20 protein-coding genes are annotated in these 20,400 nt (G+C 70.4%); 7 read left to right on the top strand and 13 right to left on the bottom strand.

Annotated elements, in window-relative coordinates; genetic code table 11:
- Positions 1-299 precede the first annotated feature (299 nt).
- Positions 300-3,275, top strand: a complete 2,976-nt coding sequence (locus FHS29_RS20510) for a glycine--tRNA ligase (RefSeq protein WP_184693328.1) — start codon at positions 300-302, stop codon at positions 3,273-3,275.
- A gap of 756 nt (positions 3,276-4,031) precedes the next feature.
- Here FHS29_RS20510 and FHS29_RS20515 read toward each other — a convergent pair.
- The gene (locus tag FHS29_RS20515; protein WP_184692759.1) at positions 4,032-4,226 is read right to left on the bottom strand and encodes a hypothetical protein; all 195 of its coding nucleotides are present in this window, start codon (positions 4,224-4,226) and stop codon (positions 4,032-4,034) included.
- A gap of 308 nt (positions 4,227-4,534) precedes the next feature.
- Between FHS29_RS20515 and FHS29_RS20520 the strand changes: the two genes are divergently transcribed.
- On the top strand, positions 4,535-5,653 hold the full coding sequence (locus tag FHS29_RS20520; RefSeq protein ID WP_184692761.1) for a sugar ABC transporter substrate-binding protein: 1,119 nt from the start codon (positions 4,535-4,537) through the stop codon (positions 5,651-5,653).
- A gap of 46 nt (positions 5,654-5,699) precedes the next feature.
- On the opposite strand, the gene FHS29_RS20525 is transcribed toward FHS29_RS20520, so the two are convergent.
- Positions 5,700-6,170 carry a winged helix-turn-helix transcriptional regulator gene (locus FHS29_RS20525; RefSeq protein ID WP_184692763.1) on the bottom strand — a complete coding sequence of 157 codons (471 nt, stop codon included), beginning with the start codon at positions 6,168-6,170 and terminating at the stop codon, positions 5,700-5,702.
- Positions 6,171-6,253: 83 nt separating this feature from the next.
- Between FHS29_RS20525 and FHS29_RS20530 the strand changes: the two genes are divergently transcribed.
- Positions 6,254-6,910, top strand: coding sequence for a DUF899 family protein (locus FHS29_RS20530; RefSeq protein WP_184692765.1), 657 nt, complete (start codon positions 6,254-6,256; stop codon positions 6,908-6,910).
- Between the two features lie 3 nt (positions 6,911-6,913).
- On the top strand, positions 6,914-7,348 hold the full coding sequence (locus FHS29_RS20535; protein WP_184692767.1) for a pyridoxamine 5'-phosphate oxidase family protein: 435 nt from the start codon (positions 6,914-6,916) through the stop codon (positions 7,346-7,348).
- Here the strand turns inward: FHS29_RS20535 and FHS29_RS20540 are convergent.
- On the bottom strand, positions 7,345-8,067 hold the full coding sequence (locus FHS29_RS20540; RefSeq protein WP_184692769.1) for a hypothetical protein: 723 nt from the start codon (positions 8,065-8,067) through the stop codon (positions 7,345-7,347). The genes FHS29_RS20535 and FHS29_RS20540 overlap by 4 nt on opposite strands.
- A 37-nt stretch (positions 8,068-8,104) precedes the next feature.
- Complete coding sequence (locus FHS29_RS20545) at positions 8,105-8,446, bottom strand: hypothetical protein (RefSeq protein WP_184692771.1); 342 nt, start codon at positions 8,444-8,446, stop codon at positions 8,105-8,107.
- Between the two features lie 245 nt (positions 8,447-8,691).
- Between FHS29_RS20545 and cspE the strand changes: the two genes are divergently transcribed.
- Positions 8,692-8,898 carry a transcription antiterminator/RNA stability regulator CspE gene (gene cspE, locus FHS29_RS20550; RefSeq protein WP_053717138.1) on the top strand — a complete coding sequence of 69 codons (207 nt, stop codon included), beginning with the start codon at positions 8,692-8,694 and terminating at the stop codon, positions 8,896-8,898.
- Positions 8,899-8,972: 74 nt separating this feature from the next.
- On the opposite strand, the gene FHS29_RS20555 is transcribed toward cspE, so the two are convergent.
- A complete protein-coding gene (locus FHS29_RS20555) occupies positions 8,973-9,359 on the bottom strand; it encodes a nuclear transport factor 2 family protein (RefSeq protein WP_184692772.1) in 387 nt (128 codons plus the stop codon).
- Between the two features lie 100 nt (positions 9,360-9,459).
- A complete protein-coding gene (locus FHS29_RS20560) occupies positions 9,460-11,181 on the bottom strand; it encodes an acyl-CoA dehydrogenase family protein (RefSeq protein ID WP_184692773.1) in 1,722 nt (573 codons plus the stop codon).
- 139 nt (positions 11,182-11,320) lie between these two features.
- On the opposite strand from FHS29_RS20560, the gene FHS29_RS20565 reads away from it, so the two are divergent.
- Positions 11,321-12,379, top strand: a complete 1,059-nt coding sequence (locus tag FHS29_RS20565) for a WD40/YVTN/BNR-like repeat-containing protein (protein WP_184692774.1) — start codon at positions 11,321-11,323, stop codon at positions 12,377-12,379.
- A gap of 6 nt (positions 12,380-12,385) precedes the next feature.
- Positions 12,386-12,670, top strand: coding sequence for a MoaD/ThiS family protein (locus FHS29_RS20570; RefSeq protein ID WP_184692776.1), 285 nt, complete (start codon positions 12,386-12,388; stop codon positions 12,668-12,670).
- A 78-nt stretch (positions 12,671-12,748) separates the two neighbouring features.
- Here the strand turns inward: FHS29_RS20570 and FHS29_RS20575 are convergent, their stop codons facing one another.
- From FHS29_RS20575 to FHS29_RS20605, 7 genes are all read right to left on the bottom strand, one after another.
- Positions 12,749-13,567: an SWIM zinc finger family protein gene (locus FHS29_RS20575; protein WP_184692778.1), complete on the bottom strand. Its 819-nt coding sequence runs from the start codon at positions 13,565-13,567 to the stop codon at positions 12,749-12,751.
- 99 nt (positions 13,568-13,666) lie between these two features.
- Positions 13,667-16,714: an SNF2-related protein gene (locus tag FHS29_RS20580; RefSeq protein ID WP_312865017.1), complete on the bottom strand. Its 3,048-nt coding sequence runs from the start codon at positions 16,712-16,714 to the stop codon at positions 13,667-13,669.
- Between the two features lie 469 nt (positions 16,715-17,183).
- On the bottom strand, positions 17,184-17,456 hold the full coding sequence (locus FHS29_RS20585; RefSeq protein ID WP_184692781.1) for a GlsB/YeaQ/YmgE family stress response membrane protein: 273 nt from the start codon (positions 17,454-17,456) through the stop codon (positions 17,184-17,186).
- A gap of 39 nt (positions 17,457-17,495) precedes the next feature.
- Positions 17,496-18,026, bottom strand: coding sequence for a hypothetical protein (locus FHS29_RS20590; protein WP_184692783.1), 531 nt, complete (start codon positions 18,024-18,026; stop codon positions 17,496-17,498).
- Positions 18,027-18,098: 72 nt separating this feature from the next.
- Positions 18,099-19,187 carry a DNA cytosine methyltransferase gene (locus FHS29_RS20595; RefSeq protein WP_184693330.1) on the bottom strand — a complete coding sequence of 363 codons (1,089 nt, stop codon included), beginning with the start codon at positions 19,185-19,187 and terminating at the stop codon, positions 18,099-18,101.
- A 14-nt stretch (positions 19,188-19,201) separates the two neighbouring features.
- Positions 19,202-19,645 carry a very short patch repair endonuclease gene (locus FHS29_RS20600; protein ID WP_184692785.1) on the bottom strand — a complete coding sequence of 148 codons (444 nt, stop codon included), beginning with the start codon at positions 19,643-19,645 and terminating at the stop codon, positions 19,202-19,204.
- Entirely contained in the window at positions 19,642-20,373 is a 732-nt protein-coding gene (locus FHS29_RS20605; protein WP_184692787.1) for a hypothetical protein, read from the bottom strand. The genes FHS29_RS20600 and FHS29_RS20605 overlap by 4 nt, the downstream gene beginning before the upstream one ends.
- Between the last annotated feature and the right edge of the window lie 27 nt (positions 20,374-20,400).

Genomic DNA, 20,400 nt, shown 5'->3' on the forward strand with positions numbered 1-20,400 from the left:
GACGGGGCGGCGCGGCGGCTGCGCACCGGGGTGGCCTGCGGAGGGACTCCGAGGGGGAACTGGTCGCCTGCGGAACCCGTCGGGTTCGCCGGGCCTCGGCGGCCGGTTGTCCACTCGTGCTCCTCCCTGTGCCCGGTTGTGCCCTCTTGGACGTACCGGTCGCCTCTGGGGTTGCCCACAGCGTGGCACAGCCCCACATCACGACGAGGTGATACCGGGTCTTGACGGACCGTGACCAGCGAAGTAGCCCGATTGTGAACTGCGTGATGGCTCGTTCGTAGACTCCACCCGTGCTCACGATGCAGGACGCGCTGCTCGCGCTGACCAGGTACTGGACCGAACGGGGCTGCATCGCCGTGCAGCCGTACAACACCGAGGTCGGTGCGGGCACGTTGAACCCGGCCACCGTGCTGCGGGTGCTCGGTCCCGAACCGTGGCGGGTCGCCTACGCCGAGCCCAGCGTGCGGCCCGACGACGCCCGGTACGGCGAGAACCCGAACCGGCTCCAGACGCACACCCAGTTCCAGGTCGTCCTCAAGCCCGACCCGGGCGACCCGCAGGAGCTCTACCTGGGCAGCCTGGAAGCGCTCGGCATCGACGTGCGCGCGCACGACGTGCGTTTCGTGGAGGACAACTGGGCCTCGCCCGCGCTCGGCGCGTGGGGGCTGGGCTGGGAGGTGTGGCTGGACGGGCTGGAGATCACCCAGTTCACCTACTTCCAGCAGGCCGGCGGCATGTCGCTGGACCCGGTGTCGGTGGAGATCACCTACGGCATCGAGCGCATCATGATGGCGTTGCAGGGCGTGGACCACTTCAAGGACATCGCCTACGCGCCCGGCATCTCCTACGGCGAGGCGTTCGGCCAGGCCGAGTACGAGATGTCCCGGTACTACCTGGACGACGCCGACGTCGAGGCCAACAAGCGGCTGTTCGAGGAGTACGCCGCCGAGGCGCGGCGGATGCTGGACGCCCGGCTGCCCGTGCCCGCGCACAACTACGTGCTCAAGTGCTCGCACGCGTTCAACGTGCTCGACGCCCGTGGCGCGATCAGCACCACCGAGCGGGCCCGCGCGTTCGCCCGGATGCGGGGGCTGGCTCGTGAGGTGGCGCAGCTCTGGGCGGCGCGGCGGGAGGAACTGGGCCACCCGTTGGGGCTGGTGGAGCCGTTGGCGGCGCCCGCCGTGCCGGCGGTGTCGGCGGAGGTCGACCAGCCCGGGACGTTGCTGTTCGAGATCGGCACGGAGGAGTTGCCGCCGGCCGAGGTCACGCGGACCGTGGAAGCGGTGCGGGCTGCGGTCACCGAGAAGCTCGCTGGCACGCGCCTCGCGCACGGGGCGGTGGAGGTGCACGGCACGCCTCGCCGGATCGTGGTGCTGGTGCCGGATGTCGCGCCTCGTGAGCCGGACGCGGAGAAGACCGTGCGCGGTCCTCGCGTGTCGGCGGCGTTCGACGCCTCCGGTGAGCCGACGAAGGCCGCGCTCGGGTTCGCTCGGGGCCAGGGTGCTGCTGTCGCCGAGTTGGCGCGGGTGGTCGAGAACGGCGTCGAGCACGTCGCCGTGGTGCGCACTGAGGTCGGCGGCGGCGCGGTGGAGGTGCTGGGGCCGTTGCTCGCGTCGGTGGTGGCCGAGCTGCGGGCCGAGAAGAACATGAAGTGGAACGACCCGAAGTTGTCGTTCACCCGGCCCATCCGGTGGCTGCTGGCGCGGCTGGGTCCGGTGCCGGTGCCGTTCGCGGTGTCGTCGCTGGTGTCCGGGACCACCACCCGCGTCCACCGGACCGCTCCGGTGCCCGTGGTCGAAGTGCCCACTTCGGACGGTTACCCGGAGTTCCTCGCCGGCCACGGGATCACGGTTTCGGCGGAGGCGCGACGGGCGGCGATCGTGGCCCGTGCGGAGGAGCTGGCCGCGTCGGTGAGAGGGGTCGTCGACTTCGCCGGCGTGCTGGACGAGGTGACGAACCTGGTCGAGCAGCCGACACCGATCCTCGGGTCGTTCGACGCGAAGTACCTGGAGCTGCCCGGGCAGATCCTGACCACCGTGATGCGCAAGCACCAGCGGTACCTGCCGGTGCGGGCCGCGGACGGGGCGTTGCTACCGCACTTCGTGGCGGTGGCGAACGGCGCGGTGGACGAGGACCTGGTGCGGGCCGGCAACGAGGCCGTGCTGCGGGCGCGGTACGAGGACGCGGCGTTCTTCTGGCGGGCGGACCTGCGGACCCCGTTGCAGCAGATGAAGGCCGGGCTGGAGAAGCTCACGTTCGCCGACAAGCTCGGGTCGATGGCGGACCGGGCCGGGCGGATCGCCGCGTTGGCGTCGCGGCTGGCCGGTGTGGTCGGCGGGGCGGACGAGACGTTGGTGCGCGCCGGCGAGCTGGCCAAGTTCGACCTCGGTTCGCAGATGGTGATCGAGCTGTCGAGCCTCGCCGGGGTGATGGCCCGGGAGTACGCGGAGCGCGCCGGCGAGACTCCCGCGGTCGCGCGGGCGTTGTACGAGATGGAGCTCCCTCGGTCGGCCGGGGATGCGCTGCCCGAGTCGAAGGCCGGCGCGTTGCTGTCGCTGGCGGATCGGTTCGACCTGCTGGCGGGTCTGTTCGGGATCGGCGCCAACCCGACGGGCAGTTCGGACCCGTTCGGGCTGCGGCGCGCGGCGTTGGGCGCGGTGAGCGTGCTCCGGGCGTTCCCGGAGCTGCGGGAGATCACTTTGTCCCGAGCGCTCTCCCTCGCGGCGGAAGGGCTGGAGGCTTCGGCCGGCTCGGGTTCGGTCGAGTCCGTCCCGGCGGAGGCCTTGGGTGTGGCGCGGGAGTTCGCCGTTCGGCGGTACGAGCAGCAGTTGCTGGACGCCGGGCACGACCACCGGTACGTCAACGCCGTGCTTCCCCTCGCCGACGCGCCCGCTCGCGCCGACGAGACGTTGGCCGAGCTGAGCGCGCTGGCCGGCGACGAGGAGTTCGCCGCGCTGGTCGCGGCGTTGCAACGGGTACGGCGGATCGTGCCGGCGGAGACGGCGGGGGAGTACGACCCCGCGGTGCTGGTCGAACCGGCGGAAGTGGCTCTGCACAAGGCTTTCGCCGACGTGCCCGCCGGGGTCACCGGTCTGGCCGCTTTCGTGGCCGCGGCTGGCGGGCTGACCGGACCGGTGAACACGTTCTTCGACGAGGTGCTGGTGATGGCCGAGGACCCGGCGGTCAAGCAGGCGCGGCTCGGCCTGCTGGCAGCGATCCGGGACGTGGCCGCGCCGGTGCTGGACTGGCAGGCGTTGGGGACGGCACTGGGCTGACCACTTCCGCCGACACCAGGAGCTGTTCACTTCCGCCGACACCAGAACACGGACACCGACGCTTGACGCACGTGCACGCGCCCGTACAGAAGTGTCTCTTCGTGTTCTCCCCGTATGGCCTGCCCGCAGGGCTACCGCGCTTGTCCAGGTAGTGCAAGCACGCTTCACCGCTTGCACTACCTGGACAAGGGTGGTCGTCTTTGGCAGGCCATGCGGGGAGAACACGACGCCTTCCGTTTTTCCTCCCCGGAGGTCTGCCAAGCGGCGAGCGTCGCTCCTTTCTTTGGACCGGCAGCGATCCAGCACCAAGTCGCCGACCGATCCCGCTAAAAAGAAAAAGCGTCCTCGCCGGACGGGCAGACCACCAAGGATGAGGGCAAAGCTCTACGAGCTTTGTGGGCGTGGTGCTGCGTGTCATCCCCGTACGGCCTGGTCAAAAGACAACCACGCTTGTCTTGGGGGTGCAAGCGGTGAAGCGTGCTTGCACCCCCAAGACAAGCGTGGTTCGCTGCGCGCAGGCCGTACGGGGATGACACGCAGCGCGGTAGGGGTGTGCGCTGGCGCGCGGCTTGATTGTGAGTGGTCGGCATTGGGTGAAATCGTCTCCGTCGTTTGTGTGACGGAGGTGGTTCCGTGGCCGTGGGAACCGTTTGGGCTTGGTTTCTTCGGTGTCGGTGGATTCTGCGAGGTGGCCGAAGGTTTCATGCGGGACGGTCCGGAATGGACGGAATCGTTGGACTGCCGCCTTGATAGGGCCTACCACTCGCGGTTGCCGGGGCCGCTGTCGGTCGGGGGCTCGCCGAGCGGCTTCACCACGGGCGCGCCGAGCACGGCGTCGGAGGCGGCGACCGGCTGTGCGGAGCTCGCGACGGGGGGCTGCGCCCAGGCCGCCAGCACAGCCGCGGTGGCTGCCACCACGAGCGCTGACAGAACGAATCCGAGTGTTCTCACGCTGTCTCCTCACGTCCGGTCAGGTTCGGGACGGGCGACACCCTGGCACAGAAAAGTCGATGTGGTTAGACGTCGTTCGTAGTCAGTCGGGAACGTAGTCGAGTGAGCGCGGAGCGTGACATTTTGCGCTTTGGTAACGAGCCTGCCAGCGGCTTCGATGTCCTCTAATGGTCAACAAGCCTATTGGTGCGGACCATTCGGCGCTGTGCGGTTGCTACGTCTTGACGAAGCCGGGCTCCGGGGGATGGAATCCGCACAATCCGATTTTCGCGGTCTACGGGCGGTCGGTCCGTGCAGGGGGTTGGCGAATGCGAAGGCTACGCAGAGCAGCGGCCTGCGCTGTGCTCGTCACGTTCGTCGCGTCCTGCGGCGCCAAGGGCACCGGTGGCGCGTCGTCCCCCGGCACCGCCGCACCGGCCGGGGACAAGCTGCTCGTCGGCGTGATCCTGCCCGACCGCGAGTCGTCCACCCGGTGGGAGGAGCAGGACCGCCCGCTGCTCGCCTCGGCGTTCACCGTCGCGGGCATCGAGTCGGTGATCGAGAACGCCGGGGGTGACGAGGCGAAGTTCGCGAGCATCGCCGACGAGATGATCCAGCGCGGCGTGAAGGTGCTGCTGACGACGCCGCTGAGCACCGAGGGCGGCGCGACCGTCGAGCGCAAGGCCAAGCAGGCGGGCATCCCGGTGATCAACTACGACCGGATCAGCCTGGGCGGCACGGCCGACTACTACGTGTCGTTCGACAACCTGAACGTGGGCGAGTTGCAGGCCGAGGGCCTGTTGCGGTGCCTGGGCGACAAGCCGGGCGGGCAGATCATCGAGATCCAGGGCGCCCCGACGGACAACAACGCCACCCTGTTCGCGGACGGGCAGCGCCGCGTGCTCGGCCCGAAGTACGACAGCAACGCGCTGCGGCTGGTGAAGAGCCAGGCGATCGACAAATGGGATCCGGTGTTGGGCAAGGCCGTCTTCGAGCAGATCCTGAACGGCAACTCGGGTCGGGTCGACGGCGTGATCGCGGCCAACGACAGGCTCGCGAGCTCGGTGATCGAGGTGCTCAGGGCCAAGGGGTTGGCCGGGCGCGTACCGGTGACCGGCCAGGACGCCACGCTGGAGGGCCTGCGCGCGGTGCTGCGCGGCGACCAGTGCATGACCGTCCACAAGCCCATCCGGGACGAGGCCGACGCGGCGGCACGGCTGGCGATCGCGGTGGCGCGCGGCGACATCAGCGGCGCGGACGACCTGGCCACCGGCAACACCCGGGACCTGGTGTCGCGGCGGGACGTGAAGTCGGTGCTGCTGGGTGCGGAGCCGATCACACGGGACAAGGTGCGGGGCCTGGTGGCGAAGAACGTGGTCAAGTCGGCCGACCTGTGCGCGGGCGACATCGCGTCGGACTGCGAGGAGCTGGGCATCCTCGTCAACTGACGAGGGCCCGCCGCGACGATTCACCAGCGGAGATCGACCGGTGGAATCAACCGGCGGGTTCGGCTGCCGGGGCCGTGAGGCCCGGACCGGGCAGGACGTCGATGTCGGTGGCGCTCATCGGGCCGCCGCAGTTGGAGCACGTCAGGGTGACGTGGCCGATCCCGCCGCACGCGTGGTGGCGGTAGAGCGCGGGCGGCCCGGCTTCGCCCGCCAGCCACTTGTCACCCCACGCGACCATCACCATGAGCACGCCGACGAGCTCCGTGCCCCGTTCGGTGAGCGCGTACTCGTAGCGGTTGGCGGCGTACTCGCGGCGTTCCAGCACGTTCCGCTCGACCAGCCAGCGAAGGCGTTCGGCGAGCACCTTGCGGGAGATGCCGAGGTTCTGCTGGATCTGGTCGAAGCGGTTGATGCCCACGTAGACGTTGCGCAGGACCAGCGGTGACCACGGTTCCCCGATGACGTCCATGGTGCGCGCGATCGAGCACGTGATCTCCCCGAAGTTCGTCCGCTGCACGGACCGAGTCTACGCCGCCAGGTTCCCTCAAGGAACTTGAGCTGTTACGGTTCCCTCAGGGAACTCAACGGAGGTGCGTGGACGTGGATCGCCCGAACGTGGTCTCGGCGGACGAGTGGCAGGCCGCCCTGGACGAGCTGTTGGTCAAGGAGAAGGAGCAGACCCGTGCGCTGGACGCGTTGGCCGCCGCGCGCCGTCGGTTGCCGATGGCACGGGTGTCGGCCGACCACCGGTTCGTCGCACCAGACGGCACGCCCGTGGGGCTGCTCGACCTGTTCGCCGGACGTCGGCAGCTGGTCGTCTACCACCACATGCTCGAACCCGGCCAGGACTGGCTGTGCGGCGGCTGCACGTCGTTCACCGACAACATCGGCCGCCAGGACCACCTGAACGCCCGTGACACGACGCTGGTGCTGATGTCGCGCGCGTCGCAGGACGAGATCGGCGCCGTGCGGGACCGGCTGGGCTACGAGGTGCCGTGGTACTCCGCCGACCCCGCGTTCTACGACGAGATCGGCCTGGTCGGCGGGTTTCGGCTCAGCGTGTTCCTGCGTGACGGCGACGAGGTGTTCCGCACCTACTACACCACCGCGAGGGGCGTGGACCGGCTTCGGCTGGACTTCAACCTGCTCGACCTCACGCCGTACGGGCGTCAGGAGGAGTGGGAGGACTCGCCGGCGGGATGGCCGCAGACGCCGACGATGCAGTGGCTGCGCGTCCGCGACGAGTACGAGGGCTGAGCCGTGCCGATCACGGACGAGGTTCGTGACGAGTTCTTCGGGCGACCGTGGGTGGCGGTGTTGAGCGTGGCCGCGGACGACGGCCGTCCGCCGTTGACCGTGCCCGTGTTCTACGGGTACGAGAACGGGCTGATCACGTTCTTCACCGGCACGCAGGGCCGCAAGGCGCGCAAGACGAAGCTGATCAAGCGCGCCGGGCAGGTCAGCGTGTGCGTGCAGCGGGCGGAGATGCCGTACCGGACCATCACCGCCGAGTGCACGGTCGTCGCCGCCGACCGCGCACCGGCGGTGGAGCAGGTGCTCGGGGTGATCGGCCGGTACGTGCCGGAGGCCGACGCGCGCGGGTTCGCCGAGGCCGAGACCGCCGCGCCGAGCGGGACGTTCGTGCTGTTCACGGCGCGCCCCGACCGGTGGCTGAGCATGGGGTTCGACGACTAGTCGTCGTCGTGCCTGCCCGAGATGAACTCCTGGAACCGGATCTTCACCCGGATCAGCGGCTGCCTGATCCGGGCTTCCCGGCGGTAGGCGCGGCGCAGCTTGCGGGAACCCTCGGTGTACCGCCAGCGCGCCCACGGCGAACCCGGTCGCGCCAGCCGGAGGGCCCCGATCTCCGGCAGCACCGGCACCAGCAGGCCCAGCAGACCCGTCCAGACCTTGCCCTTGAGCAGCGCCACGATGGCGAAGGCGAGGTTCACCAGGATCGCGAGCACGCGCAGCCCGACGCCCTCGTCGTAGAACTCGTCGTAGCCCAGCGGACGTGCGCCGGACAGCAGCAGGCCGGTCATGCCGATGGCCAGGAACACCGCGTCCACCGACAGCCGCCCGTCCTTGGACCAGTACACGTCCCGCAGGTGGAGGATCAGCGCGAACTCGTCCAGCACCAGCGCCGCGCCCACGCCCAGCAGCGCCGCTGCGGACACCCGCAGTCCGTGTTCGTCGTCCGGGGCGGCGAGCCCCAACACGCCGCCGAGCAGCATGAAGACCGTGCCGAACACCACGTGGTGGATGTGCGTGCCGCCGGGCTTGATGTTGCCCGGCCACCAGCGGACCTTGGCGCGGATGAGCCGCACGCTGATCCTGATCAGGACGAACGTGACCACGAGGCCGAGGAGGAAGAACAGCAGCCGGGACTGGGGCAGGTGGAGCGTCGACAACACCGCCCCATCTTCACCTCTGCGGTGGGTGCGGGGCTGGTTATCTGAAGCTCACGCCGCCCTGGATGTCGCCCGCCTGGAGGACGTTGCCGTGCACCGTGCCGGAGATCTGGTTGGTCACCCGGCCGGTCTGCGCCACGCCGGCCTGCTCGTGCGCGCGGCGCAGTTCCTCGCCGAATCGCGGGTCCGTCGCCGCCGCCCGTCCCAGAACTTCACCCAACGCGTGGACCTGCGGAGAATCCGGCGGGGCACCTTCGGCGGCGGTCAGCGCGGCGATGGCGGCCGGGTCTCCCGCGAACCTCGCCCGGACGAGTTCGTACAGGCCGGCGACGGCTCGGGTGGCGAGCGACGCGGCGATGGAGACCAGCACCGGCTCCGGCATGGCAGACCCCCTGTGATCGCGACCTCGCCCACGGTAGCAGTGCGACTCGCCGAACTTCACCGCTCGACTGCCGGCGGGGTGTCATGGTTGACTGTCTTCGGTCGTACCTTTCTGTGTTCGTGTTCCACCACGCTCGCGGAACGGAGTTGCGGGCGCCGAACTTTCTCCGCCAGGAGGGGCCGTCGCCCTAGCTGACCCGGTGGTCGCAAGCGCGATCCGGCACCTGTTAGAGGAGAAGTAGCAAGATGGCAGTTCAGGGCACCGTCAAGTGGTTCAACGCGGAGAAGGGCTTCGGCTTCATCTCCCCGGACAACGGTGGCGCCGACGTGTTCGTGCACTACTCGGAGATCCAGAGCAACGGCTACCGCACCCTGGAAGAGAACCAGCGGGTGGAGTTCGAGATCGGCCAGGGCCAGAAGGGCCCGCAGGCGCAGACGGTCCGACCGCTCTGACCTAGTACCGGGGTTTCCACAACTCGGGTAGTCGAGCCGCCAGCCCCGGCCAGGGGGTGGCGGCTCGACTCGTCTCACCCGGTCAGCGCCGGGGTGTGGGTGTCGCCGTAGAGCCGCTTGCCGACCAGCCGCGCGCCGTCGAACAGGAAGAACGCCGTCGTGCGCAAGGTGAACGGCCGCCCGGCCCGGGTGCCGCCGAGCGCCAGCTCGACGATCACCGCGTCGTCGGCGTGGTGCAACGCGACCAGCCGACTCCGCTGGTCCGGGCACGCGGCGTGGCGGCGCGCGTAGTACCCGGCGAGTTCGGCCGGCCCCTCGAACACCTCGCCGGTGGCGGCGATCTCGCAGCGCGGGTGGTCGAACGCGTCCACGGCGGCCGCGAACTCGTGCTCGTTCTCCGACTCCAGGTGCTCGAGCACGATCGCCTCGCGCAGCGCCCGGAGCGACTTGGACGCGGTCATGCGTCCCCTTCCCCTCGCCTCGGTGCCCGACCAAACACCCGGCGCGGTGCGCCAGTCAAGACGGCACCCGGCTGACGGGCGCCGTCCGACCCGGCGTTCGCTAGGGATTCATCTCGTAGGCACCGGACAGGGCGGCCACCCGGGCCCAGACCCGTTCGAACCGCTCCCGGTCCACGACCGGCTTGCGGACCTGGCCCAACGCCCACGCCTGCTGCCCGTCGGTGGAGGACGCCTTGCCGTGCAGCGCCACGGCGTAGCCGGAGAAGTCCCGGACCAGCACGTCGAAGACCTGGTCCAGCAGGTCGGCGTCCAGGTCGGTGAGGTCGGCCTGTTCCAGGACCAGCTGGCCGTAGACGACGAGCGTGAACAGGTGGCCGAGGTTGAGCAGGAAGTCCAGGTCCTGCTGCTGCTCGTGGTCCGGCGCGGCGGTGGTGAGCAGGGTGCGGATCGCCTGGGCCTGCTGGTGGAACCGGGCCACGTTGGGCACGTGCGCGAACTTCCGGTACGCGGTCTCCCAGTCGTGGAACCGGATCCCGCCGAGGCCGCGTGCCGGGCCCTGTCGCCAGAAGAAGTCGTCGTCCGCGGCGTCGTGCCTGGTCGGCACCTCGGGGTAGGCGACCGGATCGAACAGGTAGGCGGGCATGAACTTGAGCACCAGCGCCAGGTTGACGTGCACGGTGCCTTCGAGCTTGGGCAGCGCGCCGATGTCGCGGCCGGCCATCGCGAAGTAGGTGTCCTTCTCGAAGCCCTTCGCCGCGATCACGTCCCACAGCAGGCCGATCACCTGCTCACCCTCGCTGGTGACCTTCATCTTGGTGATGGGGTTGAACAGCAGGTAGCGGCGGTCGTCGGGGGAGGCGGTGCGGAAGTAGTCCACCGCGCGGTCGGAGAACAGCTTCATCGCGGCCAGGCGCGCGTAGGCGTCCACGAAGCTCTGCCGCACGTGCGGGAAGTCGGTGACGCGCTTGCCGTAGAGGACCCGGTTGTGGGCGTGCGTGATGGCTTCGTGGAACGCGTGCTCGGTGATGCCGATCGAAGCCGTGCACAGGTTGAACTTGCCCACGTTGACCGTGTTCAGGGCGGCGTCGAACGCGTCCTGGCCGGTGTGCAGGACGTCGTCCGCGCCCACCGGGTAGTCCTCCAGGTGGAACTCGCTGACGAACATCTGGGAGTCCACGATGTTCTTGACCAGCTTGAAGTTCGGGTGCCGGCTGTCGACCGCGAAGAACACGTAGCCGTCGGGGCCTTCGACGTCGGCGCGGCGGCCGAAGACCGAGACCATGCCGGCGACGTTGCCGTTGCCGATGTAGTACTTGCCGCCGTTCGCCCGGAAGAGATCGGTGCCGGAGCCGTCGCCGGTGGGCGTGAGGATCATGTCGGTGGAGTAGACGTCGGCGCCGTGCTCCTTCTCCGACAACCCGAACGCGAACACCGCGCCCTCGTCGAGCAGTTCGGCGGCCCTCCTGCGGGCCACGGCGTTGTCGCTCATCCAGATCGGGCCGAGGCCCAGCACGGTGACCTGCCACGCGTACCAGTACTGGAGGCCGTAGAAGCCGAAGATCTCGCTGAGGGCGGCGTTGCGCGCGGCGTCCCAGCGCTTGTCCGGAGCGCCGTCGGCCTCGGACCGAGGGGTGCAGAAGGTGGCGAACAGCTTCTCGCGCCCGACGAAGTCGAGGAAGTCGGTGTACCAGACCCTGGCCTGGTCGTCCGCGATGAGCCGGCGCTTGCCCCGGTTCTCGAACCAGTCGATGGTGGCCCGCAGCAGTCGCCTGCTCTCCGGGTCCAAGTGCGCGCCGTCGAACTCGTGGGGATCGAACAACACCGGCCTTCTCCCTTCGTCCCCGACGCACGCTACCAGTCGGTAACTTATCCGGCCGACCTTCTCCGAGCGAGAATGTCGTACCCCCGGCGTAGCGTGCTCCACGTCACTTGGATTGCTGGTTCGCCTGTCGGAGGACGCTATGCACCTGCTCGCGATCGGCACCCGCAAGGGGCTGTGGCTCGCCACGAGCGAGGACCGCGTGTCCTGGGACGTGCGAGGTCCGCACCACCCGATGACGGAGGTGTACGCGGTCGCCATCGACCCGCGCGTGCCCCGCGTCCTGGTCGGCGTCGACAGCTCGCACTTCGGACCGAGCGTGCTGACCAGCACCGACCTCGGCGAGACGTGGCAGGAGCCGGACCACGCGCCCATCGCGTTCCCGGAGGACGCGGCGCTGGAACGGGTGTGGCAGCTGGCGCTGACCCCGGACCCGGACGTCGTCTACGCGGGCACGCAGCCGTCCGCGCTGTTCCGCTCGGTCGACGGCGGCCGGTCGTTCGCGCTCGTCGAAGGCCTGTGGAAGCACCCGCACCGGGCGGAGTGGGGTGCCGGTTTCGGCGGCCAGGCCGTGCACACGGTGCTGCCGCACCCCGACGACCCGGACCAGGTGACCGTGGCGATGTCGACCGGCGGGGTGTACCGGACGTTCGACGGCGGGACGTCGTGGGAGGCGAGCAACCGGGGCGTCAAGGCCTACTTCCTGCCCGACCCGTACCCGGAGTACGGCCAGTGCGTGCACAAGGTCGCCCGCCACCCGGCCGCCCCGGACCGGCTGTACCTGCAGAACCACCACGGCGTGTACCGGTCGTCCGACGCGGGCGGCACCTGGGAGTCGATAGCGGACGGCCTGCCCACCGACTTCGGCTTCGCGATGGTCGTCCACCCGCACGACCCGGACACCATCTACAACTTCCCGATCACCGCCGACAGCAACCGCTTCCCACCCGAGGGCCGGTGCGCCGTCTACCGGTCCGCCGACGCGGGCGACACGTGGACGGCGCTGCGCACCGGGCTGCCGGACGGCTTCTGGACGGCGGTGATGCGCGACGCGATGTGCGTGGACGCGGCGAGCCCGGCGGGCGTGTACTTCGGGTCGCGCTCGGGCGAGGTGTACGGGAGCGCCGACGAGGGCGAGAGCTGGCAACGGATCGTCGAGCACCTGCCGGACGTGGTGTGCGTGCGCGCGGCGGAGGTGTAGGCGGCGATGCGTGTCGTGGTCTTGTTGCCCGGTGTGCTGAGGTCGGTCGCGGACGGCCGCTCCAAGCTGGAGTTGGACATCGAGGAACCGGCGACCCTCGCCGGCGTCCTGGACGTCGTGGCCGCCCGCTACCCGATGCTGGACCGGCGACTGCGCGACGAGCGCTCGATCCTGCGCCGGTACGTGAACTTCTACGTCGACGGCGAGGAATGCCGCCGCCTCGACGGCCCCGCCACCCGCCTCCGCGCCGACACGGAGATCCGAATCCTGCCGTCAGTAGCCGGCGGCTGACCCCGACCGGACCGAGGCCGGTGGTCGTCGTCGGCGGCGCCTGATCACGCCCGACCCGTCGTCGGGCGCCGGTTGGGGCTAGGCGTCGGCGATCCTCCGGTAGAGCGGCCGCAGTTCTTCGGTGATCGAGTGCCCCAGCACCGTCAGCGGGTCGAGCTGGTCCAGGATCGCGTCCGGGTGGCGGGCCACCGGTTCCTCCGGCTCCGGCACGGCGGGCACCTTGGGCCGCAACCAGAACGAGTCCAGCGAGTCCTCGAGCCGGGGCAGGGCGTCCTCTGCCGACTCGTCGGCGGCCGGGATCGGGTCGCGCAGTTCGCGCAGCCGGTCGAGCAGGTCCTCGCGGGACCGGCCGCGCCACGCCAGGATCTCGAACGGGTCGGTGTCGAACGATTCGGCGAGCAGGTAGCAGGTCGCCGCGAGGTGCTTGCACGGCACTTCCCAGTCCGGGCACGTGCAGTCCATGGACAGCTCGCGCAGGCTCCTCGGGAACAACGTCAACCCGAGTTCGCCGAACACCTCTTCGATCTCCGGCGGCATCTCGCCCGCGAGCAGCTTCGCCGCGAACACCGCCCGGTCGGCCAACGCGTGCTCGATCCGACGCCAGTCGTCGTCACCGAACTTCCGCACCCCGATCCGCGCCCGGTAGGGCTCCGGCCGCGACCCCATCACCAGCGCCACGACCAGACTCGTGGACAGCGAAAGGCTCATCACCTGCCCGGATCGGGCGTACCTGCGCCCGCGCTCCAGCCGCCCACCCATGCCGAACGACTCCAGCACCTCGATGAACCGCCGCGACCACCAGGTCCGGGCGATGTCACCGCGCTTACTGCGCAACGTGAGCCCGCCTTCGACCCGGACCGGCCGCGACGGGGGGTACTCGCCGTGCCAGTCGGTCATCCGCGCCTCCCCGCCGGCACCGACCACGCTCGACGCCTCCAACCAGGACCTGCGAGGTGTCCACGTGTGCAACGGCCCTCCGCCGAACCCACCTCGCCGCTACTCACCGACGGCCTCCCCGGACAGCGCGAACAGGTCCCGCAGCTCACCGGTGGACAGCTCGGTCAGCCAGTCCTCGCCCGCCCCCACCACCAGCTGCGCCAATCCGCGCTTCTCCTCGATCATCCGGTCGATCCGCTCCTCCACCGTGCCGACGCAAACGAACTTCCGCACCTGCACGTGGTTGCGCTGCCCGATGCGGAACGCCCGGTCGGTCGCCTGGTCCTCCACCGCCGGGTTCCACCAGCGGTCCAGGTGGATGACGTGGTTGGCGGCGGTCAGGTTCAGCCCCGTGCCGCCGGCTTTCAGGGACAGCACGAAGATCGACGGGCCGTCGTCGGACTGGAAGCGGCGCACCATCTCGTCACGGGCCTTCTTGGACGTCCCGCCGTGCAGGAACAGCACTTCGGTGTCGAAGCGCGCGGCCAGGTGCGGCACGACCAAGCCACCGAACTCGGTGAACTGGGTGAAGCACAGCGCCTTGTCACCGTCGGCCAGCGCCTCGTCCAGGATTTCCTCCAGCCGCGCCACCTTGCCGGACCGCCCGGCCACCCGCGACCCGTCGCCGAGCAGCTGCGCCGGGTGGTTGCACACCTGCTTGAGCCGGGACATGGTGGCCAGCACCAGCCCCTTGCGCTTGATGCCCTCGGCCTCGGCGATCCGCGCGAACATGTCGTCGATCACCGCCTGGTACAGCGAAGCCTGCTCGGCGGTGAGCGTGCACAGCTGCTTGACCTCGATCTTGTCCGGCAGATCGGTGATGATCCGCGGATCGGTCTTCAGCCGGCGCAGCACGAACGGCCGGGTGATCCGCCGCAGCCGCACCGCCGCGTCCTCGTCGTGGTGCCGTTCGACGGGCACGGCGAACCGCGCGCGGAACGTGTTGACCGTCCCGAGCACACCGGGGTTGACGAAGTCCATGATCGACCACAGCTCCGCCAGCCGGTTCTCCACCGGCGTCCCGGTCAGCGCCACCCGGTGCCGGGCGGGCAACGCCCGCACCGCCCTGGACTGCCGGGTCGCACTGTTCTTGACGTTCTGCGCCTCGTCCAGCACCACCCGGTCCCAACCCACCTCGGCCAGGGCGTCGACGTCCCGCGCCGCCACGGCATAGGTGGTGATCACCAGGTCGTGCCCCTGCCCGAGCCCCACCGCCGACCGCTCGACCCCGTGGTGCACGTGCACCCGAAGCCCCGGCGTGAACCGCGCCGCCTCCCGCTGCCAGTTGCCCACCACGGACATCGGGCAGATCAGCAACGTCGGCGGCCGCGTCTCGTGCTGCCGCGTGTACGCCTCCAACGCCAGCAACTGGACCGTCTTGCCCAGTCCCATGTCGTCGGCGAGGCACGCACCCAACCCGAGCCGGTCCAGGAACACCAGCCACGACAGGCCGCGCAGCTGGTAAGGCCGCAGCGTCGCGGTCAGCCCGGCAGGCGGCTCGACCGGTTCCAGCCGGTGCTCCACCTCACCGGACAGCAGGTCGCCCAACCAACCCTCGCCACGCACCGCGTTGAGCGGCAACGGCAGGTCGGCGTCCTCCGGCCCGAACCCGGAGTGCAGCAGCACCTGCGCGGCCGACATCTGCCCACCGCCGCGGGCCAGGAACGCGAGCCCCTCGGCCAGCCGCTTCCGGTCGACGTGCACCCACTGCTTGCGCAGCCGCACCAACGGCGTCTTGGCCTTGGCCAACGCCGACAGCTCCGCCTCGGTCAGCCGCTCGTCGCCCAGCGCGAGGTCCCAGCGGTAGTCCACCAGCACCTTCAGGCCCAGTTCGCTCTCCTTGGCGACCGCGCCGGCCGTGCCCCGACCGGCGGCGGTGAGCGTGAGCCCGAGCTGCCGGGGCTGCCGCCACCACGACGGCAACAACACCCCGAACCCGGCCTGCGCCAACAACGACGCGTGCGTGAGGAACTCGTACGCCCCGTCGACGTCGAGCACCAGCCCGGCCGGTTTCCGCTCGGTCAGCGCGCGGTCCAGCGCCGGGTAGAGCCGACTGGCCCGCCCGAGGTCGCCGAGCAGCACCTCCTGCGGCCGGGACACCCACCGCCGCAACACGGCCTCCTGCCGCCGCCAGACCTGTTGGGCGGTCACCAGCACGCTGGGCTCATCGACGGCCTGGAGCAGGAACTCCAACCGCCACCCGTCGTCACCGGGACCGCCCTGCTCCGGCGAACTCAGCCGAAAACACGTCCGCACCCGGTTCCCACGAGCCTCCCCGGCACCCCAGTCGACCACCTTGGCCCGGAGTTGGTTCACCTCGGCCGGATCGGCCTCGAAGTCGGCGACCTCACCGGCCAACGCAGCCAACCACCGCCCGACCGTGCCCCGCCCGCCTGCGCTCTGCCGGCCAGTGCCCTGCTCGCCCGCGTCCCGCTCAGCCGTGCCTCGCCCGTTGGCGCCCCGCTCGCCCGTGCCGCGCCCGTTGGCGCCCTGCTCGCCCGTGTCGCGCCCGGCCGTGTCGCGCCCGTCTGCCCCCTGCCCGGTTGTGCCCTGCCCCCTTGTGTCCTGACCTCCCGCACCCCGCTCGCCTGTGCGGTCGGTCCCGAAACCGCGGAGACGTCGTCGGACCTGTGTGTCCACAAGGGAGTCCAGCGCGGGCTGGAGTACGTCATCGGCACCTTCGGCTGCGCGGAACGCGGAAGGCATCCCGGCCCGGAGGTCGGCGTGCCGCAACGCGTCCACACCGGACAGTGCCGCCCGCCACCGTGCCCTGGCCCGATGGCTGTCGACCTCCGGCAACACACGCCCACGTTCCACCAGGTCCTTGGCGAACGCCACCACGTCGTGCAGGTACTTGGCGGACGCACCGGGCCGGCAGTCGGGCAGACCGGCCGGTACCTCGCCGTCCACCCAGACCACCGCGACCAGCCAGCTGCGCAGCCGCACCGCGCCACGTCGGGACGGCGCTTTCGCCAGTGGATCACGCACCAGTTCCGGCGACTCGACCGGGCCGGAGGCGTACGACGGCAGTCGCACCGCCAGTGAGCCCGCCGTGCCACCGACCAGCCCGGCGAGGGTGTCGCCGTCGGCGGCGAACGGGTGCTCCACCGTGGCTCGCGAAAGTCGCCCCGCCACACGGGCTGGCAATCGCGAGTCTTCGGCCCATAGCGCCAACCGACCTTCGGCCGTGCACAGGCCGTGCAGCACCAACACGGACACGACTCTATGCGTGAGCCGGCCTGCCGACCCGGCCGGGCGCTGGAGCCGCCCTGCACCGGCTCCGTCGGCCACGTCCGCTGCCGGCACCGGCGCTGCCGGGCATTCCGCTGCCGGGCATCGCCGCTGCCAAGCCGTGCCGTTGTTGGACTCTGCCTCGCCGTTGGTCATCGGAGTTGCCGGACCGCGCCACTGGCGGACCGTGCTCCGGCGGATTCTGTTGTGTCACGCGCCGGCACGGCGCGGCCGGGCTGGGACCGGCGGTGGTTCGGCCCACCCCCCCACGCGATCCGACCTCGGATGGGCCCGAACCGGGCGGGTCGGTGAGGGTGGACTGGTGTCGTCGTCAGGGGCCGAGGGGTTACTGGTGCCGGCGGACCTTCGAGCGACCGGCGAGGATCGCCACGCCGACGCCTGCCAGCCCCACCTGGAGGGCCAACTCGATCCAGTCGATGCCGCCCGTGTCGGACACGCCGAAGGCCGAGGCGGCGAAGGTGCCGACCAGGGCCGCCGCGATGCCGACCAGCACCGTCATCAGCAGCGAGATCTTCTGCTTGCCCGGTACGACGAGTCGTCCCAGGCCGCCGATGAGCACGCCGATGAACAGGGCCGAGATGATGCCGGTGATCTCCATGTGGTCCCCCTCCGAGCAGCTACGCGTTCACCACGAGCATCACCCCTCAGTCGCCTGCGCCGGATCAGGCTTGCCCCTGACCTCGCCCTGATGTCGACCCTGAACCCCGAGGAGGTGGGCGGCCTCCGGGGACAGCGGACGGCCCGCTATGTCCGGGTCGCAGCCGACCCTGGCCAGGCGCGAGCGGATGGACGTGGCGGAGCGTTCCAGTTGGCCGGCGATGGCCCGGATCAGGTCGGTGGTCGACGTGCCGGGTGGCGCGGCCAGCCAGGTCGCGCGCAGGTCCTCGTCCAGGTCCTGGGTCCACGGCTGGTTGGCGTTGGCGGGGCGGTGCCGGCCCGACTTCGGCGGGGGAGCGCCCAGTTTGCCCAGGGCGTCGAGGACCTGGGCGAGCAGCTTGCCCACCGAGCCGCCGGCGCCGGCCGGGAGGCGGAGGTTGCCTTCCGCGACCAGGAGACCGGACGTGTCCGTGCCGGCCACCTCCAGGAACAGGTCCGGGTCGGCGGAGGCCCGCAGGCGGTAGGTCGTGGAGCCGATCAGGGTCTGGGTTTCGTACGTGGTTGTCGTCATGGTGATGACATTAGGGCAGGGGTACGACAATTTTGGGTCTTGGCTGGTCAGCACCCGTTTTGGTGCCGGGAGTCACGGGCAGAGGGGGCACTGGGGGGCGGTGCGTGCCTCGCCGGTCAGGTAGGGCTTGAGGTGTTGGGCGATGGCCCGCGCCAGGGAGGGTGGGACGGCGTTGCCGATCTGCCGGGCGACTTCGATCTTGGTGCCGCACCACTCGAAGTCGTCGGGGAAGCTCTGCAGGCGGGCGGCTTCCAGGTGGGTGATGGGGCGGTCCACGCGGTGGCCGTGTTCGCCCGGTTCCCACTGCGGGTGCAGGTACCGGCCCTTCTCCGGCTTGTAGAACTCGGTGCGGATGGTCAGCGACGGCTCGTCCCAGCGCATCCGGCCCATCACGTCGGTCGTGCCGGTCTTCTTCTCCCGCCAGCAGCGCGGCAGCAGCGCGTCGGGCAGGTCGAACCGGCCGCCGCCGGGCGGGATGTGGCGGTAGCGCTGCACCGACATCGGGGTCGGGTTGCGGCCGATGTGCAGGTCCGGGCTCTTGTGCCGGCCGGGCAGCCGGGTGCCGAAGAACTCCACCACCGACTTGGGCAACGCCGTGGTCGTGGGTACTTCGGGCAGGCCGGTGAGCACGTCGCGGACGGTGTGCCAGCGTCCGCGCGGGTGGGTCGGCGCCGGCAGCGGGATGGGGCCGATCCGGGAGCCGATCACGATCGCGCGCCGCCTGCGTTGCGGCACGCCGAAGTCCGCCGCGAGCAGGATGCCGGCGCTCAGTTCGTAGCCCTCGGTCTCGGTCCGGAGCAGGGCGAACTCGGTGGAGGACAGGAACCGGTCGACGTTCTCGATCACGAACACCTTCGGCCGCGCCGTGCGCACGAACCGCAGGTACTCCCGCCACAACGAGTTGCGGGGGTCGTTGACGTCGCGGGAGCCCAGGCTGGAGAAGCCCTGGCACGGCGGACCACCCACGATCACGTCCACGGCGGGGATCCGCCGGTCGGGGATCGCGGCGATGTCGGACCAGAACGTGTGGTCCTCGCCGAAGTTCGCCGCGTAGGTCGCGGCGGCGTGCAGGTCCCACTCGACCGACATGACGGGCCGGTACCCGCCCGCCGACGCGAACCCGGAGGTCATGCCGCCACAGCCGGCGAACAGGTCGATCATGGACAGCACGTCGGTCAGGCTAGCCCACCGCGCCGCGCCACCACCGTCTCCCGCACCCGGCGCGCCGCCGCGGCCGGGTCCTCGTGCTCCCACACCCGCACCGCGAGCCAGCCCGACTCGGCCAGCACCTGGTCGGTGTTGGCGTCCCGAGCCTGGTTCGTCTCGATCTTGGTGCGCCAGAAGTCGCCGTTGCGCTTCGGCCACGTGCCGTGCTCCGGGCAGCCGTGCCAGAAACAGCCGTCCACGAACACCGCGACCTTGGCCGGCCCGAACACGACATCCGCTTCCCGCCGGACCGCGCGCACCGGCCGCTGGTGCACGCGGTAGCGCAGACCGAGCCGGTGCAGTTCACGGCGCAGCGCGATCTCGATCTCCGTGTCGCGCGAGCGCTGCTTGCTCATCCTGGCCCGGACGTCGTCCGTGGTCTCCAGCTTCGGCACCGAGCCATGATGGCTCATTCCGGGTACAGCACCGCGCGCAGCCTCCGGGCCGCCTGGTCGATCTGGCGCCGCGCCGGTAACGCGACCGCGCCGACGTGCTCGGACTCGGTGAGCGCGAGGTCGTGGAAGAAGAACGGTGGCATGGCGTGGACGAGGAGGGCCTCGGATCGCTGCGGCCCGCCGCGGGGGTTGAGGATCAGCCGTTCCACCCAGGCGTCGACGTTGAACACCACGTCCGCCAGCGGATGTACGCGCACGTCCAAGCCGTGCTCGCGTAAGACCGACAGGACGAAGGTGTCGCGCAGGAACGCGGTGAAGTCGGCGACCACCTTGTGGTGCATGGCTTTGCGCGCCACCGACTTGTCGGCACGGGCGTCCTCGATCGCCTCTTTCGCGGGGGTCCAGAGCATCGAGCGCGTCTTGTCGTCCGCCTCGCAGAACTCCCGGAACTCGTCCCAGCCGGGTAATCGGCCCAGGGTCTCCACCACGTGGTGGGCGACGTACGTGAACGCGAACTCGGGGCGCCAGTCGCGGATGTCGACGATGTCCGGCGGCGGCCCGGTTCGGGGCGTCGTGCGGCAGGCTTCCGCCACGTCCTGCGGTGTCACGCGGTGGATCGCGTCGGCGTGGTGGGCCATCACGTGCTCCACGACGCGGTCGCGCTTGCGGAACCAGCCGTTGAAGTGGAATCGGGTTTCCTGGGTGACGTTGAATATCCTGCGGACGTCCATGGCTGTCGTGGTCATGACGGAGAGGTTACGGACGGGCACCGA

The sequence above is a fragment of the Saccharothrix tamanrassetensis genome, assembly GCF_014203665.1.
GTDB classification, from domain to species: Bacteria; Actinomycetota; Actinomycetes; order Mycobacteriales; family Pseudonocardiaceae; genus Actinosynnema; species Actinosynnema tamanrassetense.

Bases quoted from the DNA above. Each gene is read 5' to 3' on its own strand.
- FHS29_RS20585 (WP_184692781.1), bottom strand. From the start codon at position 17,456: ATGGAGATCACCGGCATCATCTCGGCCCTGTTCATCGGCGTGCTCATC.
- FHS29_RS20600 (WP_184692785.1), bottom strand. From the start codon at position 19,645: ATGAGCCATCATGGCTCGGTGCCGAAGCTGGAGACCACGGACGACGTC.
- FHS29_RS20565 (WP_184692774.1), top strand. From the start codon at position 11,321: ATGCACCTGCTCGCGATCGGCACCCGCAAGGGGCTGTGGCTCGCCACG.
- FHS29_RS20555 (WP_184692772.1), bottom strand. From the start codon at position 9,359: ATGACCGCGTCCAAGTCGCTCCGGGCGCTGCGCGAGGCGATCGTGCTC.
- FHS29_RS20510 (WP_184693328.1), top strand. From the start codon at position 300: ATGCAGGACGCGCTGCTCGCGCTGACCAGGTACTGGACCGAACGGGGC.
- FHS29_RS20590 (WP_184692783.1), bottom strand. From the start codon at position 18,026: ATGACGACAACCACGTACGAAACCCAGACCCTGATCGGCTCCACGACC.
- FHS29_RS20595 (WP_184693330.1), bottom strand. From the start codon at position 19,187: ATGATCGACCTGTTCGCCGGCTGTGGCGGCATGACCTCCGGGTTCGCG.
- FHS29_RS20575 (WP_184692778.1), bottom strand. From the start codon at position 13,567: ATGACCGACTGGCACGGCGAGTACCCCCCGTCGCGGCCGGTCCGGGTC.
- FHS29_RS20605 (WP_184692787.1), bottom strand. From the start codon at position 20,373: ATGACCACGACAGCCATGGACGTCCGCAGGATATTCAACGTCACCCAG.
- FHS29_RS20570 (WP_184692776.1), top strand. From the start codon at position 12,386: ATGCGTGTCGTGGTCTTGTTGCCCGGTGTGCTGAGGTCGGTCGCGGAC.
- FHS29_RS20520 (WP_184692761.1), top strand. From the start codon at position 4,535: ATGCGAAGGCTACGCAGAGCAGCGGCCTGCGCTGTGCTCGTCACGTTC.
- cspE (WP_053717138.1), top strand. From the start codon at position 8,692: ATGGCAGTTCAGGGCACCGTCAAGTGGTTCAACGCGGAGAAGGGCTTC.
- FHS29_RS20545 (WP_184692771.1), bottom strand. From the start codon at position 8,446: ATGCCGGAGCCGGTGCTGGTCTCCATCGCCGCGTCGCTCGCCACCCGA.